Origin of the sequence: Rhizobium sp. BT04, assembly GCF_030053135.1 — a bacterium.
Lineage (GTDB): Bacteria > Pseudomonadota > Alphaproteobacteria > Rhizobiales > Rhizobiaceae > Rhizobium > Rhizobium binxianense.
Window position 1 is genome coordinate 169,672 of sequence record NZ_CP125650.1, and the last position, 16,788, is coordinate 186,459.

Here is a 16,788-nt window from a genome sequence, read left to right on the forward strand (position 1 = left end):
CTTTGCGCGCACCGTCGTCGATTTTCGTTCCGAACACAAATAGCGGGGCGCAGTTGCCTTGGTATACTATCTACCCAACAATACAGGAGTTTTCTCCAGAAATCGGCGCCCACACTTATGAGCAATGGCTGAGAAGCCAGGGAACTGATGACGCTGTCTCGCTCTATCTCCACATTCCATTCTGCCGCTCGATGTGCTGGTATTGTGGTTTTCCGACTAGCATCACTCGTCGGGACACTTTGATAACCGATTATCTAGCAATGCTGCGCGAGGAAATCCGCCTGGTCGCCGAGCAAGTGCCGCAGGCACTCTCCGTGGGTGACGTGCACTTTGGCGGCGGATCCCCGACCATTATGCCATCGGCAGACTTCCTGTCGCTAATGGAACTCCTGCGCGGCCGTTTTGCGCTTGAGCGAGGTGCAACCATTGCCGTTGAGGTCGACCCGCGCACGTTCACCACCGATATGGCCGAAGCCCTAGAAAGAACCGGTGTGAATCGCGCAAGCGTCGGTGTGCAGAGCTTCGATCCCGTCGTACAAAAAGCGATCAACCGGATTCAGAGCGAGGCGCAAGTGATGACCGCCGTCGAAAACCTCCGCCTGTATGGGGTCAGGCGTATCAATTTCGACTTGATGTTCGGTTTGCCGAACCAAACCGTCCAGTCCTGTCTCGAGAGCGCTATGTTAGCTATTGCGATGCGTCCCGACCGCCTCGCGGTTTTCGGTTATTCCCACGTTCCATCTTTTCGAAAAAATCAGCGCTTGATTGACACAGCAGCACTGCCCGATATAGCCGCGCGAGCTGAGCAGGCCTCAGCCATGGCCGATACGTTAGTTGCAGCAGGCTATCTGCAAATTGGTCTCGACCATTTTGCTTTGCCGGATGACGAGCTTGCAATAGCACAGAGAGCTGGTCGTCTGCGCCGAAATTCGCTTGGTTACTCTGCCGAAACCTGCTCAACTGTCATCGGTTTGGGCGCGTCCGCCATTGGTCGTTGCGGCGACGGTTACGTTCAAAACGATCTCACGCAAAGCTGTTATAACCGGCACATAGCATCCGGCCGCTTGGCGATCTCAAGGGGCTACCGTTTAGCTACCGAGGATCGCGTAAGAGCTGCAATCATCGAACAGCTCATGTGCTACGTGGAGGCGGACATATCAGCAATCTGTACGGCTCAGGGATTTGATCAGACCCATCTAGTGAGTTCAGCTAAGCAGCTAGAGATTCTGGCTGAGGATGGGATCGTTGAGTTTGACAACGGTTTAGTCAGTGTGCGGCACGAACGTCGCTCTGCCCTTCGCCATGTCGCTGCCGCGTTCGATGCTTATCTTGGCCGCCAGCCGATCTAGACTGGCAAACGGAGGACCTTGGAGTGATCACTTAATCGAGCTCGAGTTCGTCGAGATGTTAGGCAGGAGGCAAGCCCCCAATTGCTCGATTTTAAATCGATCGCTGAATTCGCAGTCCATGGCATGTGTCGGTCTCGATCGCGTCACAGTTCAGCTCTCGCCACTGGCAAAGAAATCCGCCGTCAAATATCGTGAAAGGTCTGGCGCAGCACGGCTTCACCGGCTCGGTTGCGCGCGCCAACTTGAAGCAGGCGACACCTTCGTTCAAAACGGACCAGACGCCCGGACAGTTCAGCTTGACGCCACCAATGCGGCTTCGATTGCGCAGGCGGCGGAGACGCGCATCCAGGAAACCTGCGGCAGGCTCGATGTTCACGGTGGCGATCGAGCGCGGTTAAATGCCTAGAACATGGCCTAAACACTCTTGTCGTTGATCTCGACGAAATGGGACCGTGTTCGGACCCCAATTATTTGTCCTTGCCGTACACAGGTGATGCTGCCGTTGGCTCCACTACATGCCCAGGGCGACAGGTTGTTGCACTGCGACAGGTCACCGTTCAAACCGCTCCAGCATTGTTCTCAACTGCGCGTTTTGCAGCCTTAGCTTTCTGGCTAGCTGCCTCCTGAGCACCCTGATGTCTTCGTCGAGGCTCATCTGGTCCGCAGTGTGAACTGCCGGGGCAGCGTTTGCAATCGCGGCTGATGCCTTCTTACGCGGGGCGACCTCGAGAGTTCGCTCGAGCCTCGTAGCATCGTGCCCAGCGGCGATGTCGGTACTAAGCCCGCCGAATGGAGGTGGATCGGCCGCCTCAACGTTTTTGGCATCTTGGCCTTCGACCTGATCGTGGCCACCGATTCCGACTTCCTTAGAAACAACAAACTCGGTGGAAATTGCAGGAGAATGGCCGTGACGGGGAGGCCCCTCGCTTGCCGGTCGAACGGCGCTTATCAGGCTCTTCTCGGCAGGCGTTTCGGTCGGACCGGCAATGGCCAATGTGTCCGGCGTAACCTTCTGGTCCGAGCCGTTTTCTCGCTTTTGTTCGCGACCCGGTGAGATCAGTCGGGCAAGAAGTTTCCAGGGAGACGCCATCTATCCGACCTCGCGTTTTATCCCGCAAGCAGGCAGTGAGTTTGGGGTCCGGCAACAGCATTACCGTTGCCGAATTGTTTGTCTCGATAAGAATGTAGATCCGGTCGCTTATTGACCGGCTGCTTATATCAATCGAGCTTGAGCCGTTTGCGCAGATCTTCATTTTCAGCGCGAAGTTTTCCAGCAAGAAGCTTGCGCAGCCGCTGATTTTCCTCTTCCAACTGCAAAAGGTCTGCCATTTCATCGCTCGCCGTCATCGGGGCAGCCGGCGCTGCCTGCACAGCCTTTGGAGCACGGCGCACAGGTGCGCGTTTGGCGCTCGCCGTGGCTTCGATAGCCTTTGTCTTGCGCCCTCTCCTCTTCACACCACCGTCCCCGGCCAGCGCAGCTGCCGGCTCTGCCGTAGCGTCAGCTAACGCGGTCTCGAGTGCCGCGACTTTTTTGGCGCGCGGTTTGCGCTGTTTCTTCGGCGCATTAGGCGTTTCGACAACGGTCTGTCCATCGACCTTGGTTGTCGTATTAGTCTCGTCGGCCATGCTCATCTCCTGTGTATCTGATGCAGTTGTCGACGGCCCGAGAGGCGCTGTCAACAACTGCTCGGCCTGATCTTGTTCCGGCAAAGACATTTCGCTGTCGGGTTTGCCACTCTGAGAGCTACCTGACAGAAAAGGCAATGCCTCTTCCTCTAGATCGCGCGCGACTGACTTTAGATCCACATTGCCCCAGATCGAGTTCGATCTGGCATCAAGTTTTCGCCTGCCGTTCTTGTACTCGACGGCAAAACTGCGTTGCACTTTTTTCAATATAAGAGGCCTTGGAGAATCCACGGGGTGGCTGATGTTATGCTGGAACAGCACGAATAGCGCCTACCGGACTACCAGTCTATACCCACGGTCTAGCCTGAGGCCAATTTTTTAGCGCCGCATTATTTTTTGGAGTTACCGCGGCCTCTGCCGATTTATCGTCCCGGTCCCTAAAGTGGTGAAGGAGCCGCGCACCAACCCAGGCTTCTCCTTCGTCGGCTGGCGCTTCAAAGACCAGATGCTGCGCACTTACGCCGGGGAAAATGTTGAAGCGCTTGGCCCACGTTTCGCGGCACTCGCAGCGGCGGTGCTGACCAAGACCGAACGCAGTTTCCTTGCAGCTAGCGCCGCCATTAGGCTCATTGATGTGCCGAGACGAACATGCGGCTTGGCTTTGTCGGCTGAAACAAGAGTAGCGAAGGAGTGTTGCTTTTATGACAAGACACGAGGAGTTTGTCGGTCGAATGTCACAGGCGGATCTGCCTTGCACACGGCCGCCATAGAGAGAAGGATGGGGTCGCCGCTCGCTTCACTGCTGAGTCACGCCATCGTTTTCGTGAATGCATTCCATCCAAACAATCGATTTTACTGATCGAAACGGTTGCCATTAGAAGACGCTGAAGAAGCGTTTTGTAAAAGCCGTAATTCGGAGTTCTTAAAATGGGTCCTCGGGTGCCGTGGAGACTGTGCTGGGAAAACGAGATGAGGCAGTCGGTCTGCTGCCTGGTCTCGATCGTTATCTTGCGCTCGACGTGATCGGGTAGAATCTTGGTCGTTGCTTCTCGACGTTTCAGTGGGCTCTCACGGGACGCACTTTTGCCCCGGTCGATGCCGCCTCCTATTCGTCTTCACCGCGCGCTGGTCATCTTTCTACTGCTTCCCCTTCTAGCGTTTGTTGCAGATCGGTTCTCACGCCGTGGGCGCCGTTCGACGTGATTATCAATGGCGGCCCCACCGCGTGGGAGCTGAGTTCGGTACTGGCGCATATGCGAATGACGGAGGCCGGCGGCGGAATTCTGTGTGCTATGCCTCGGAGCCAACGCAGGCGCACTCGCCGCTGCAAGGATACGGTCTGCGACCTTTGCAGCGACCACCAAACGTCGTTGTGGCTGTCGGGCGGAAAGATGAAGGACTGGGTAATGTGGATACGTTACGCGGCGTTACTGCCGCAAATGCTTCGGTCTGGGGCTCTGTTAGCGCCGATTGTCGGCAATCTCACCGATCCGGTCACGATCTGATTTCGGCTTCGACCCGTGAGCTCTAGCTGCACTGTCAAGCGCCACCCTATGAAACTGCGAAAGCCGGTGGCCAGACCAGAGCGACCTACCTTTCGAAACGAACTGGAGAGCAACATGCTGTGTCTAGGGCTCAGTGGCGGTCTAAGCAGAGTCTACGAAAATTCGTTCGATCTACCGAACACCTTTATGCACGATGGGGCTGCGGTTCTCGTTCGCGACGGGCGAGTGATAGCGGCGGTCGAGGAGGAGCGCCTTAACCGGATCAAGCACTCCAACAAGTTACCAACGCGTTCGATTCAATATTGCCTCGCATCTGCAGGTGTTCACCTGAGCGACATCGACCGCATCGCGTATTATGCGACCGAGGCCTATTGCAACGCTGTGCTCGAGCGCGTGCGCCTCTCTCACCCAAGTACCCCAATACCGGACGCGAGACTGTTGTTGTGCGGATTACTCGGGCAAGAATTTGGTGCCGAAATTGATCCCTCACGTGTGTCGTTCGTGAGCCACCATATGTCGCACGCGGTGAGCTCGTTTTTCATGTCGGGCTTCGAGCGAAGTTTGGTCCTCTCAATTGACGGCGGTGGAGACTTTCTTTCGGGGCTTTTGGCGATTGGTTCCAGCACGGAGATTGAGCCACTCGTGACATTTCCGGAGAATGATTCTCTAGGGCTGCTATACTTGGAAACGATCCGCTACCTAGGTTATGGCGCGTTCGATGAATATAAGATCATGGGTCTGGCACCTTACGGCAATCCCGCTTCGTACCGCGAGATCTTCGAACAATTTTACGAACTCCTAGACGACGGTGGTTATCGGGTCCATCTCGACCGAGTTGGTCCTACGTTGCTCAGTAACATTCAAATACGCCAGAAAGGCATGCCGTTCACGCAGCAGCATAAAGATGTGAGTGCTTCACTGCAGGAAGCACTGGAACGGATCGTGTTCCACGTCCTACGGCATTACACCAAGGTTACGGGCATCGAACGACTGTGTTTGGCCGGAGGAGTGGCTCACAACTGCACTTTGAATGGCAAGCTGCTGTACTCGGGGATGTTTGACGACATCTTCGTGCAACCGGCTGCCCATGACGCTGGCTGCGCACTAGGCGCCGCATTGATGGCGTCTCATGATCTGGGGCATCCGGCACCTCGTGAGCGTTTGCAAAACGTCTATTGGGGACCCGACCTGGAGAGCGAAGGAAGCGTGGAGGAGGAACTTTTTGCTTGGGGCCAGCATCTCGAAATTGAACGGAGTGATGACGTGACAGGCAAAGCAGCCGAATGGATTGCGGATGGCGCCGTGATCGCCTGGGTGCAGGGGCGTTCGGAGTTCGGTCCACGGGCGCTAGGCAACCGGAGTATTCTTGCTGATCCGAGGCCGGCGTCAAACAAGGATCGAATTAATATGATGGTCAAGAAGCGGGAAGGCTACCGCCCATTTGCTCCCTCGGTATTGGAGGAGGACGCCGTGGAATTTTTTGATCTGCCAGGTACCTTGCGCAAATTTCCTTTTATGAATTTCGTAGTGTCTGTGCGCGAACCCAAGCGTAGTTCGCTAGGCGCCATCACGCACGTAGATGGTACGGCTCGTTTGCAGACAGTGTCACGCGAGACAAATCCCGCATATTGGGAGCTAATCAATGCTTTCGGGAAGCGAACCGGCGTTCCGATCTTGCTCAACACGTCGTTTAACAACAACGCCGAGCCGGTAGTGGATTCGGTTAGGGATGCCGTAACGACTTTTTTGACGACCGACCTGGATGCACTTGTGATCGGTCCATTTCTCGTCAAGAAGCGAATCTCAACGATGGAGGAGTGGAATAAACTAGCAGTTTCCTTGCCACCTTACGCAAGTCTCCATCAGGCGCGTGCATATTCCACCCTGGATCGGCAAGAGACTGTATGTGAGATCCGCACAGGCGCCTCCAGCCTGCAGGCCGTGCGTATTTCACCGGAGTTGTTTGAACAGCTAATTAGGATTGAGGGAGAAGCCCTGGTTGGCGACATTTTGGATGGAATCGCGCCTGTTTCAGGTAGTCGTGAGACTTTCCTAAATGAACTTCGGCAGATTTGGGAGCAGCGTTGCATATGCTTAAGCCCGGTACGTGGCCGCAAATCACAGGTATCCGTCCCCGCTGAGGCCTCGGTGACTAGTGGGCTTTCAGCATAGCTTGGGGTCGCGTCGTTACGCCAAACAAACTCGCGAATAGCAAAGCCCGCGACCGACAATGCGCCGTGCCCACCTAATCGCACGGCGACGCGTCAACAACCATGTCGAAAGAAGGGCCAAATGGCTCGGTATTTCAGTGATATCCTGTCCGAGCTCGTTCAGCAGGGGCACTTCGAAAAGTTAAGGAGACTGTGATGGATCCGGTGTGTGAGTTAAACGTACATCGACAGATCGTTTCGCTTCTCGATAAGCCTAACCCTGTAATCTTTGACATTGGGTGCAATGACGGAAGCGATGCTCAACGCTTTCTGCGCCTTCTTCCGAGCGCCCAGCTCTATTGCTTTGAGCCAGACCCCAGAGCCGCTGCACGCTTCAAGGAGAAAATGGGTTCTGATCGGGATCGGATGAGGCTATCCGAGGTTGCGATCAGCGACCGAAACGGGATGATCGAGTTTCATCCCAGCAATGGCAATGACAGCGCTAAGGAATGGGATCTCTCGGGCTCGATACGCCGTCCCAAGAACCATCTTTCTGAGTACGAGTGGGTTCGGTTTGACCCTCCGATTTCGGTTGAGACTAGGTCCTGTTGACAAAGTGGATTCCCAAATCAGCCTAGGCGTGATTCAAGACTGCTTTTTAGGAAGCAGCTATGGCACGAGGCGATTTGAGTGATGAGGAATGGCGGATTGTCGAACCGCTATTGCCGACCGAGCGTGGTCGCAAGTCTCGGCCATCCCACGACAACCGCCGCTTTTTTAACGGGATGCTCCATGTTCTGCGCGTCGGCTGTCCGTGGCGCGATATGCACGAGCGATATGGAAAGTGGAATTCGGTCTATGTTCGTTTCCGCCGCTGGGCCGAACAAGGTGTTTGGGACGCACTTCTGGAAACGCTTGTCGAACTTGGATTGACCGATGACTGGCAACATATGATTGACAGCACCACGGTTCGCGGCCATTCGCAGGCTGCGGGCGCTAAAGGGGGACTTATAAGGAGGGTTTTGGTCGATCACGCGGCGGCTTTACGACAAAAGTCCATGCCCGCGCAGACGGTCAGGGACGTCCTCTCGGCTTTGTCCTGACAGGTGGCGAGGCTTCTAATTATAGCTAGCGCCGTTCCAGCGCTTCTTACCATACCCGTTGGCAAACCTAAATCATTCCTTGCTGACAAGGGCTACGACGGCGACTCCGCCCGCGAAGAGTTGCTGATCCACGGCATTCGGCCCGTGATTCCGCCAAAAGCGAACCGGAAAGACCCGCCTTCCTGCGACTTCAAAGTTTATAAAGACCGCAACCGCATCGAACGAATGTTCAACCGGCTCAAACAGCTCCGACGGATTGCCACCCGTTACGACAAGACCCGAACTTCCTTCGAAGCGTTCCTTTTGCTGGCCGCCGCAAAAATCTGGCTGCCGCACTTCATGGAACGCCTTTAGCCCAGCAATGGCTCAAATCGCCTGTAAGCCCACCATCGCCTATCAACCGGAACCTTCGGTCCATCCGATGGTGGGGATGTGAAGACAGTCATTATTGTTTCATAACCGAAATCCGAGATGACCTCGGATGCGACTACCTCCATGCGTTCGCGGTCATCATCGCTGAAATCGGGATCGACCAAGAATTCGAGGACAATCTCGTTGCCACTCCAGCCACACGTAACGGCGGCGAGCGTCGATGATACGGCCCCGAGCAAGGCGCGTTGCACACTAAGTCGAAGTCGTATTTCCCGATCAGCTCCAGACATCAAATCCTCCGTTAGGAGCCATCTTATCGCATTATCACTGCTGACTTTGTCAACAGGACCTAGGAGTGGAGGGTGACGTTTTGCTTAAAAACACAAGCCTATAGCCGGTTCCCTTTTTGGGATTCAAGAACCGCGCCGAGTTTGCCGGAGGCTTCAACTCATGAGAGATTGGAGCCGATATGAGCAAGACAACGAACAAATTCTCGCCTGAAGTCCGTGAGCGTGCCATCCGCATGGTGCTGGATCACGAAGCCGAGCACCCCGCGCGGTGGGCTGCCGTTTCATCTATCGCGGCCAAGATCGGCTGCTCGCCGGCCACGCACGCTGCACGAATGGGTGAAGAAGACCGAGGTCGATAGCGGTAAGCGAGCAGGCCGGCCGAACGATGTCGCCGAGAATATGAATGCTCTTGAGCGGGAGAGCCGCGAGCTTCGTCAGGCCAACGAGATTCTGCGCAAAGCGTCGGCGTATTTTGCCCAGGCGAAACCTGCCACCGGAAAAGACGCTCGACAGCTTTGATTTTGATGCAGTCCCTATGGTCTCCAAGGCCCAGGTCATGGCCATTGCCGCTGCGACAGCTGGGTCGCGAAAGGTGCCAATATCCTCATGTTCGGTCCGCCGGGCGGCGGAAAGAGCCATCTCGCCGCGGCCCTCGACCTCGCGCTGATCGAGAACGGTTGGCGGGTGCTGTTCACTCGCACGACCGACCTCGTCCAGAAACTGCAGGTCGCACGGCGTGAACTCCAGATCGAATCCGCCGTCGCAAAGCTCGACAAGTTCGATCTGCTTATCCTCGACGACCTGGCCTACGTCACCAGGACCAGGCCGAAACCCGCGTGCTCTTCGAACTCATCTCCCAAGATATGAGCGGCGGTCCATCATCATCACCGCCAATCAGCCCTTTGGAGAATGGAACCTCGTCTTTCCGGACCCGGCCATGACGCTTGCCGCGGTAGACCGACTTGTTCATCACGCTACGATCATTCGAAATGAACGTCGAAAGCTAATGGCGACGTTCCGCGATGGAAGCTAAACGTGGTCGACCCAGCCGGCTTGCGGCCATTACCTCTATCTCATTGCAAACGATGACACTGAAACGTCAGGAATCCGGTCTTCTCCATACAAGGCAGCCGATCGAACAAAATGTCGTAGCCTGACGGGAGACGCAGGGGTGTCCCTCCCGCACGCGGCGCCCTTTGCTATCCCGGATGAAGGGGATGGCGGCAACGACATGCGCAAGCCCACTGAGGATAGAAGGACTGGGTGAAAAGGCGCCCCTGAAAACAGTGGGTTTGGCGACACTTGTTGGCTCGGGCAGGCAAGACGTCGTCTACATGCATCAAATGGATGACTCGCATTTAAACAATAGATTTCACCAATTTTCGCGGATGCTCCATAGACGGCCGTCTCCACTCCACCGGGTATGATCCGTTGAAAGGCTCTCAACCAATCCAACAACGCCTGTAGCCCCGAAGCACTGGCGGCGGGAATGGCATCAATCCTACCTGGTATCGCCTGGCCTTAGTCGAAGAAAGGAAACGTCTCATGAAGGTTATTGGTTACTACGTCATCGTTGCAGCGTTGCTCGCATTGACATTGCGGGCCGGGCCGTCACTTGCAGCAGATGATCGTAACCAAGATTGTGGCCCGGCGGCAAGTGACCCCCGCGCAAACCTGAATGGTGCTGACAAAGCCCATTCAGCGGAGCACACTCAAGACTTCAATTGCCAAGATACTCCTGCCGAAGAAGGTGAGTGCTACGAGTGCGTCTTACCCCCCGAAGTACATATTGAAGGCGCCGAAGTGATCGACGTCGCAGACCGAAACCTTTATCCGCGGAAAACACTGCTACTCGCCAGAATGATCAGGCACCACTGAATCGTGTCGGTTGAAGGTAGCAGTAAGACCATCAAAGCCACGGCGGCTGGAACATCGATACTTTCTCAATTTTAGGCGACCCTTTGCTTGCTGATCTCTCGTGGCGGCGCACACTGCGAGACCAAGCCTTTTCACCTTTTATCTCGCCACCTCGCTATGGATGAAGACATGCGGTTCAAGGGCCTTGATCTGAATCTCCTCGTCGCACTCGACGCCTTGATGACCGAGCGTAATCTCACGGCGGCAGCGCGCAGCATCAACTTGAGCCAACCGGCCATGAGCGCGGCCGTCGGCAGGTTACGCACCTATTTCAATGACGACCTTTTTACCATGGTCGGTCGCGAACTCGTTCCAACCCCGCGTGCGGAGCGGCTCGCGCCTTCGGTCCGCGAGGCTCTGCTTCACATCCAGGTTTCGATCATATCCTGGGATCCGTTTTGCCCTGCTCAATCGGATCGCTGCTTCAGAGTCATTCTTTCCGATTACGCCGCACTCGTTTTTTTTGAAAAGGTCGTGACGCGTGTCGCCCGAGAAGCGCCCGCCGTCAGCTTCGAGTTGCTGCCGATCGCCGATAACTACGATGATTACTTGCGGCGCGGTGACGCCGATTTTCTCATCTTTCCGGAATTGCTCATGTCGCGCGCACATCCTAAGGTGGCGTTATTCGAGGAGACCCTCGTGTGCGTGGGCTGCCGCTCGAACAAGCTACTCTCGGAGCAACTTACACTCGAGAGGTATATGTCGATGGGGCACGTTGTGGTGAAGTTTGGGAACGCTGCTTCCATCGAGGAATGGTGTTTGCTTGGGCACGGGCTTAAGAGACATGTCGAAGTAGTCGTGCAGGGCTTCAGCATGGTTCCGTTCATGCTTTCAGGGACCGAGCGCATAGCGACAATGCCCTTACGCCTGGTCAAGCAGCTCGAAAAGACAATACCCCTGCGGATCGCTGACCTTCCGCTACCTTTGCCCGCGTTCACACAGGCCCTCCAATGGCCCGCGCTTCACAATAGTGATCAGGCAAGCCTCTGGATGCGGGACGTGCTATGCCAGGAAGCATCCCGCATGCCTTCGCCCCATGAGGTAATGAGACGTCTCAGGATTTCCTAGCATTCTTTCGTGGTTTTGTCGTTCGGCGTGATTCATGGCGTCGGAATGAGGAGCCTCTTTGAAACGCCGCCGCTACAGTCTCACGGATGATCGATGATCCTGTCGCCGCTGGCCCAACAGCCGCGCTGACTGACGACCAAGTATGGAGGAACTGGACAGATGCTCTCCTACGCCCGCCGTTCAGCCGACCAATGAAACAACCTCCTCGACAGTTTGTCGACGACGCAAGTCGAAGGTTCACGCAGCTCCAATCGACATTAGCAAGGAGCGGCAAACCAACCCCTAATATGGGACGGGTTCACCACATCCGAGCCGTGGCGCCAGATTGCCCTCCGGTAATACCTCAACGTCTTTATTTTTGCGGCAGAACATTCTCACTGCCCTTTTCCACCTGATCGATCACGAGCAGCTTTACCGGCTCGGTGCCGTTGTTCGCCCCTTTATGCCATATGCCCCAGGACTCGACGATAAAATCCCCTGCCGTGAAAATGCTTTCTTTCCCAGATTCTGTATTGGTGACCGTGATCTCCCCCGAAAGCACATAGCCATAGCGCTGATAGCGATGCTGATGAATTGGTAACGTCGCACCGGGCGCAATCTCATAAATCGAAGCGATGACCTCGACATCCTTCCGTGGAACGATGATGGGCTGACCGGCAATCGTACGATCGGTCCTTAAGATAAGCGTAGCCGCGACCGCTTTGTTTTCGAACGCGTTCGCGGGACACGCCAGAGCAAAGAGCGCCGTAGCGATTGAGATGACCTTCATTTGCTTTTCTCCTGATACACGCCGGATCTTCCTGAAGGGTGTTTGCTTCCGAGTTCGGCCAGTTGCAGAGCGAAAAACCTGCATCGTCTCGCCGGCGCCGACATGGGTTCGTTTGTTCCCGGACTATGATGATTATCTTCAGAGCTCTGCGGGTCTTTTCAAGACACTGCATCGCAATACCCCTCCTGGCGTGGTGGCGAGTGGCGTCAAGACATCAGGCGCCGACGCAACAGCGCTGCCGACAGGAAGAACGGCAAAAGCGCGTAGATGCAAAGCGCGCCTATATGCAGGCCCATGCTGCTCGCGGGGCGCCCAAGCATTGCCGGGCGTATGAGGTCGATCGCATGCGCTAGAGGCAAGAACTGCGCTACCTGCTGAAAAGTCTGGGGCAGTTGCGTGATTGGAAACACCGCGCCGCACAAGAACAGCATTGGTGTGAGGACGAGCGTCTGGTAAAAAATGAAATACTCGTAACTGGGCGCAAGCGCCGTGACTACCATCGCAAGGCTCGCGAATGCAAATCCAGTGAGCATGATAATTGGCAGCACATAGACGACTGATGGCCACGTCGCATAGCCTAGCACGGTGGCGACGATTATGATTCCCGTACCGGCAAGAAATGCCTTGCTCGCTGCCCATGCCAACTCACCCAGGATGATGTCCCCAAGTGTCATTTGTGTGTAGAGCATGGCTTCCCAGGTGCGTTGGGCGTGCATTCGCGTAAAGGCCGCGTAAATCGTCTCGAACGTCGCAGACGTCATCGCGCTTGTCGCCACCATGCCGCCCGCCAAGAATGCAACGTAGGTTGTGCCGTCAACGCGACCCACAATAATTCCGAGGCCAAGGCCGAGGCCAAACAGGTAGATCATAGGATCGGCCAGACTTCCAACAATTGACGCAAGTGCTACTTTCTTCCATGCCAGATAGTTGCGTCGCCATATCGCAATCCAGTTAAAAGCGTTGGCGGGCAGAGCCGCAGCACAACCTTCATCCATCGTTCACTTCTCCATCTCGCGCCCGGTCAACCGCAAAAATACATCCTCAAGATTCGGCGGACGCTGCAGAATGCGCAAGCCCGCGCGCTGCCGTAACCGCACACGCACCTGCTCCGGGTCGGACACATAGCAAAAAAGGGTCTCGCCGCTAATTTCGATGCGATCGGCATATGGCCCGACCAGCGATTCCAACTCATGCGGATCGCCGCCGTAGATCTCAATGACTTCGCACCCGATCAGTTCATCGATCAGGTCATGCGGACGCCCTTCGGCAATGCTGCGACCTCCTTCGAGTACGCAGAGTCGATCGCATAACCGTTCGGCTTCTTCCATGAAATGGGTGGTCAAGATGATCGTTTTGCCGCGCGTAAGCAGGGAACGCAGGCGCTCCCAGATCAGGTGGCGCGCGTGCGGGTCGAGACCGGTGGTCGGCTCGTCCATGACAAGTAGCTGCGGGTCATTGATCAACGCACGCGCTAGCGTCAGGCGCCGCTTCATGCCGCCTGAAAGTTCAGACACACGCGCATTCACCTTGCTCTCTAGGCGTGCAAACTCAAGGAGCGACGACATGACCGCCTCGACTTTGCGTGTATTCATGCCGAAGTAGCGGCTGTAGACCAGCAGATTCTCGCGCACAGTGAATTCAGGCTCAAGGTTGTCGAATTGCGGCACCACGCCGATACCCTTTCGCGCCAAGCGAGCCTGGGCAGGCACCGGCACGCCGAGCACGGTAATCTTCCCCGCATCAGGGGCTGTCATGCCAAGGATCATGCGTGCGATCGTGCTCTTGCCCGCGCCGTTCGGTCCAAGCAGCCCGAAGCATTCCCCCGGGGAAACGCGGAACGATAGCGCGCTGACCACGGCCTTGTCGCCATATGTCTTACTTACGTCGGAAAAATCTATTGCGGTCATGAACATGCGCTCATCTGACCGTCGGGCGCCGTTGACCGGCATTTCTTCGGTTGGTTGGGTTCTTCCTGGTCCATCGCACCGTATGTGTTCATTGCGTCTCCATTAAAGGGCTGCAGCAGAATCCGGGAAAACGCCTCGTCCGTGGTAATTGGCACTCGTGTTGCAGAGCAGCCGAATGTCCCTGAGCTTGTTACATTCGAAGAGTAGCTCGGCGCCTTCACGGAGAGAGTGCCTGGGATGGTCTGAAATCGTGCAGATTCATCGAGATGGACAACAGCCGGAATTCTGTCCTGGCATCTCATCCGGGTCTGATGGTTAAACAACATTTCGCAATCCGGAGTTCGAGGGCTGACTATATAAGGCGCACGGGTCCTCCAGGCAGATCGGCGCCACGAGGCGGAGCCACGGGCTGCGGTGGCCGCGCGGCACCTATCACGAGGATAGTTCTTGCAGGGAAATGCCCTGTCATTGGAACGAGACCGGAGCCCTCGACGGATTCGAGAGAACTTTCAGCATTGCACCCCAGCCGTCGATGATGATTTGATCAAGAACGCGTGGATCCGGACCGTGTTGCGCCAAAGCGGCGCCAATCGCGTCGAGATTGTCGACAGTTTCATATCGCGGGTTGCTGCCCCGCTTCTCCTGCTCGACGCAGAAGGCGAGCCACCCATTCTCGACAAGCGCGTCCGCTCCGTCATGGGTCAATTTGATACCACAGATGCGCATAGTGTCTCCATGTCTGAACGTCGAGGGTTGAGCCGTTAGGAGGCAGAAAACGGATTTCGGAAACAGGCGAGCAAGCAATCTTCGTTGACCGACTCACCCCGACACTCAAGCCGCTCTACCTCGAGCAAAGTTTCGTTCAGCATGCCGAGGATCGTCTCAGCACCAGCAACGTGGCCCCAGCGACGACAGTTGGCGTCGCGCGCCGATCCGAAAACCAGATATCCATCTGGCGCAAGCATCCGCACTAAATTCCGAACAGCCCCTCTCATCTCGGCTATTCCTCCGATGTAGTAGAGCACTTCCGCCACAACGATCAGATCAAACCTCTCGTCAGGTGAAAACTGTTGAACATCAGAGACTATCCAGCTGATGTGCGGAGAACCCCTTATGCGTCGACGCGATCTTTCTATAGCCTGAGGCACAACATCGATCACGGTGAGCCGTTTGCAGTGGGGGGCTAGCTGCACCGTAAATGCGCCGGCAGCGCATCCCACTTCGAGCGCACTTGAGATGGATCCCTGGGCAAGCGCCAAGCGGAGCATTTGCGTGTGACGCTCACGCTCGAATGGATTGGCGTCGAGTCCCCATGGATCGGGTGCAGCCAGTTCCCGATTCAGCAATTGATAATTGTCGCTCTGTGTCAACTCGTTCACCTCGGTAAATAGATCTTACTCGTCGCTGCACATGCAGTCAGACGTCGTTCGCCTGGCAGGATGGCGGGCGGGCTTGAGCCTTCGAGGCGCTGTCGCATGTCCAGAACATTCTGTAGTGCGTGCATCAGCCGTCGGATGTTGATTCGAGTTGCCAGCAGAGCTGCGCGACAGCCAGTCGCTATTGCTCAGCGTGCACAGCGCGTAGGCTTTCAAGGGCAGTAGCAGAAAAATATTGATGAATGTATGCAGAGAGAATCCGAGGAACCGTAGTTGGCGGGCCCGAAGCGCTACAACGCTGCAGCGGATCATCGTCATGGCCACAATCATCAGGGCTGCCAACCAAGGCGCGGTGCCCGTCAATGCAAGCTGTGCGAGTCCCGTCAGCACTGATAGTGCCAGAAGCAGCGGTCCGAGGTTCTGTCCGACGACGTCGAGCGTAAGGAAGCGATTGAGGGTGGGCAGCAGGCGCAGCCCAAGCAACGTGTCCCGGAACGTGCTCCGCGCCCAGCGTAGTTGTTGGCGCAGATACGGTCCTAGCTTGTTCGGAACGACTGTCGCTGCGATGGCGCTCGGCACGTACTCTGTTCGAAAGCCTGCCTTCAGCATGAGAATGGTGAGATGCCGATCCTCACCGAAATCGCTTGGCTTTCCCCGAAAATACTGTGACTCGTACTGGTCAAGCAGCGAAGCGAGCGCAGAGCGACGGTACATAACACATGGACCGCAGCAGCACATAACGGCACCGAAGCGAGCTTGTGCCGCACGCTCCTCGTTGCAAGCCAGCCAGTACTCCATGTCGATCAAACGGGTCAGCCAACTGTCGTTTCGGTTGCGGGCCGTCAACTGTCCCATGGCCGCGCCGACAGCCGCATCTTGCATTTTAGGCACGAGCTTCCTGATGACATCAGATGCGAGGATCGTGTCGGAGTCGACGTTTAACACCATATCTCCAGCAGAGCGGCGTATCGCAGCGATCTGTGCCTTCCGTTTGCCGACATTCTGGGGAAGCAGGAGAATATTGAATCTGGGGTCTCGCGCGAAGGCCTCGTGCACAAGTCGCAAAGCCTCGCGATTTTCGGAACCGTCATCAACTAGGTAAACCTGCAGCCTTCCCCCGTATTCCTGACCCGCAATAGAAGCCAGGCACTCCGAAAGCGTGCGGGGATCCTCGTTGAAGCTTGGCACGATGACATCTACGCTGGGCAGCTCGTCAAAGCCGCCCAAGCCGTGGGACGCCAATGAAACATCGGTCGGCAGAGAATAAACGGCCTGCATGCTTTTATATGCAGTCGAGAGAAGTGCATAAAGCGAGACGGCGACAGTGCTGGTTGTGTCAAGCATATCCATCGGATC

General features: G+C 56.0%; 15 protein-coding genes and 4 pseudogenes. 10 read left to right on the forward strand and 9 right to left on the reverse strand.

What is annotated here, in order from left to right; genetic code table 11:
• Positions 1–2: 2 nt before the first annotated feature.
• Entirely contained in the window at positions 3–1,349 is a 1,347-nt protein-coding gene (gene hemN, locus QMO82_RS04110) for an oxygen-independent coproporphyrinogen III oxidase (RefSeq protein WP_080658272.1), read from the forward strand.
• Positions 1,350–1,899: 550 nt separating this feature from the next.
• Here hemN and QMO82_RS04115 read toward each other — a convergent pair.
• Entirely contained in the window at positions 1,900–2,439 is a 540-nt protein-coding gene (locus tag QMO82_RS04115) for a hypothetical protein (protein WP_004679185.1), read from the reverse strand.
• A gap of 128 nt (positions 2,440–2,567) precedes the next feature.
• On the reverse strand, positions 2,568–3,242 hold the full coding sequence (locus tag QMO82_RS04120; RefSeq protein WP_029875595.1) for a transcriptional regulator: 675 nt from the start codon (positions 3,240–3,242) through the stop codon (positions 2,568–2,570).
• A 175-nt stretch (positions 3,243–3,417) separates the two neighbouring features.
• On the opposite strand from QMO82_RS04120, the gene QMO82_RS04125 reads away from it, so the two are divergent.
• The 9 genes and pseudogenes from QMO82_RS04125 (at position 3,418) to nodD1 (ending at position 11,380) form a co-directional block, all read left to right on the forward strand.
• Positions 3,418–3,834, forward strand: coding sequence for a hypothetical protein (locus QMO82_RS04125; protein WP_011053452.1), 417 nt, complete (start codon positions 3,418–3,420; stop codon positions 3,832–3,834).
• Between the two features lie 760 nt (positions 3,835–4,594).
• Positions 4,595–6,652 (forward strand): carbamoyltransferase, encoded by a 2,058-nt coding sequence (locus QMO82_RS04130; RefSeq protein WP_011053454.1) that lies wholly within the window; start codon positions 4,595–4,597, stop codon positions 6,650–6,652.
• A gap of 194 nt (positions 6,653–6,846) precedes the next feature.
• On the forward strand, positions 6,847–7,242 hold the full coding sequence (locus QMO82_RS04135; RefSeq protein WP_011053455.1) for an FkbM family methyltransferase: 396 nt from the start codon (positions 6,847–6,849) through the stop codon (positions 7,240–7,242).
• A gap of 59 nt (positions 7,243–7,301) precedes the next feature.
• Positions 7,302–7,733: an IS5 family transposase gene (locus QMO82_RS04140; protein WP_011053456.1), complete on the forward strand. Its 432-nt coding sequence runs from the start codon at positions 7,302–7,304 to the stop codon at positions 7,731–7,733.
• Between the two features lie 3 nt (positions 7,734–7,736).
• A complete protein-coding gene (locus QMO82_RS04145; RefSeq protein ID WP_237359921.1) occupies positions 7,737–8,087 on the forward strand; it encodes a transposase in 351 nt (116 codons plus the stop codon).
• A 487-nt stretch (positions 8,088–8,574) separates the two neighbouring features.
• Positions 8,575–8,869: pseudogene (locus QMO82_RS04150) on the forward strand (transposase); the annotation flags it as partial.
• A 13-nt stretch (positions 8,870–8,882) separates the two neighbouring features.
• Positions 8,883–9,552 (forward strand): annotated as a pseudogene (gene istB / locus QMO82_RS04155) (IS21-like element helper ATPase IstB); the annotation flags it as partial.
• A gap of 388 nt (positions 9,553–9,940) precedes the next feature.
• Positions 9,941–10,273: a nodulation protein NolE gene (nolE, locus tag QMO82_RS04160; protein WP_010022281.1), complete on the forward strand. Its 333-nt coding sequence runs from the start codon at positions 9,941–9,943 to the stop codon at positions 10,271–10,273.
• 168 nt (positions 10,274–10,441) lie between these two features.
• Positions 10,442–11,380 carry a transcriptional regulator NodD1 gene (nodD1, locus tag QMO82_RS04165; RefSeq protein WP_029532439.1) on the forward strand — a complete coding sequence of 313 codons (939 nt, stop codon included), beginning with the start codon at positions 10,442–10,444 and terminating at the stop codon, positions 11,378–11,380.
• Positions 11,381–11,732: 352 nt separating this feature from the next.
• Here the strand turns inward: nodD1 and QMO82_RS04170 are convergent, their stop codons facing one another.
• The 7 genes and pseudogenes from QMO82_RS04170 to nodC form a co-directional block, all read right to left on the reverse strand.
• Positions 11,733–12,149: a cupin domain-containing protein gene (locus tag QMO82_RS04170; protein WP_010020624.1), complete on the reverse strand. Its 417-nt coding sequence runs from the start codon at positions 12,147–12,149 to the stop codon at positions 11,733–11,735.
• A gap of 206 nt (positions 12,150–12,355) precedes the next feature.
• Complete coding sequence (locus QMO82_RS04175; protein WP_011053461.1) at positions 12,356–13,144, reverse strand: ABC transporter permease; 789 nt, start codon at positions 13,142–13,144, stop codon at positions 12,356–12,358.
• A gap of 3 nt (positions 13,145–13,147) precedes the next feature.
• Positions 13,148–14,062 (reverse strand): nodulation factor ABC transporter ATP-binding protein NodI, encoded by a 915-nt coding sequence (gene nodI, locus QMO82_RS04180; protein WP_010024000.1) that lies wholly within the window; start codon positions 14,060–14,062, stop codon positions 13,148–13,150.
• 99 nt (positions 14,063–14,161) lie between these two features.
• Positions 14,162–14,449 (reverse strand): annotated as a pseudogene (locus tag QMO82_RS04185) (carbamoyltransferase C-terminal domain-containing protein); the annotation flags it as partial.
• A 129-nt stretch (positions 14,450–14,578) separates the two neighbouring features.
• Positions 14,579–14,782 (reverse strand): annotated as a pseudogene (locus QMO82_RS04190) (carbamoyltransferase N-terminal domain-containing protein); the annotation flags it as partial.
• A 35-nt stretch (positions 14,783–14,817) separates the two neighbouring features.
• On the reverse strand, positions 14,818–15,435 hold the full coding sequence (nodS, locus tag QMO82_RS04195) for a nodulation methyltransferase NodS (RefSeq protein ID WP_011053463.1): 618 nt from the start codon (positions 15,433–15,435) through the stop codon (positions 14,818–14,820).
• Between the two features lie 15 nt (positions 15,436–15,450).
• Positions 15,451–16,782, reverse strand: a complete 1,332-nt coding sequence (gene nodC, locus QMO82_RS04200) for a chitooligosaccharide synthase NodC (protein ID WP_029875592.1) — start codon at positions 16,780–16,782, stop codon at positions 15,451–15,453.
• Positions 16,783–16,788 lie beyond the last annotated feature (6 nt).

Coding starts and splice junctions, on each gene's coding strand:
- QMO82_RS04115 (WP_004679185.1), bottom strand. CDS start 2,439: ATGGCGTCTCCCTGGAAACTTCTTGCCCGACTGATCTCACCGGGTCGC.
- QMO82_RS04130 (WP_011053454.1), top strand. CDS start 4,595: ATGCTGTGTCTAGGGCTCAGTGGCGGTCTAAGCAGAGTCTACGAAAAT.
- QMO82_RS04135 (WP_011053455.1), top strand. CDS start 6,847: ATGGATCCGGTGTGTGAGTTAAACGTACATCGACAGATCGTTTCGCTT.
- QMO82_RS04140 (WP_011053456.1), top strand. CDS start 7,302: ATGGCACGAGGCGATTTGAGTGATGAGGAATGGCGGATTGTCGAACCG.
- nolE (WP_010022281.1), top strand. CDS start 9,941: ATGAAGGTTATTGGTTACTACGTCATCGTTGCAGCGTTGCTCGCATTG.
- nodD1 (WP_029532439.1), top strand. CDS start 10,442: ATGCGGTTCAAGGGCCTTGATCTGAATCTCCTCGTCGCACTCGACGCC.
- QMO82_RS04170 (WP_010020624.1), bottom strand. CDS start 12,149: ATGAAGGTCATCTCAATCGCTACGGCGCTCTTTGCTCTGGCGTGTCCC.
- QMO82_RS04175 (WP_011053461.1), bottom strand. CDS start 13,144: ATGGATGAAGGTTGTGCTGCGGCTCTGCCCGCCAACGCTTTTAACTGG.
- nodI (WP_010024000.1), bottom strand. CDS start 14,062: ATGTTCATGACCGCAATAGATTTTTCCGACGTAAGTAAGACATATGGC.
- nodC (WP_029875592.1), bottom strand. CDS start 16,782: ATGGATATGCTTGACACAACCAGCACTGTCGCCGTCTCGCTTTATGCA.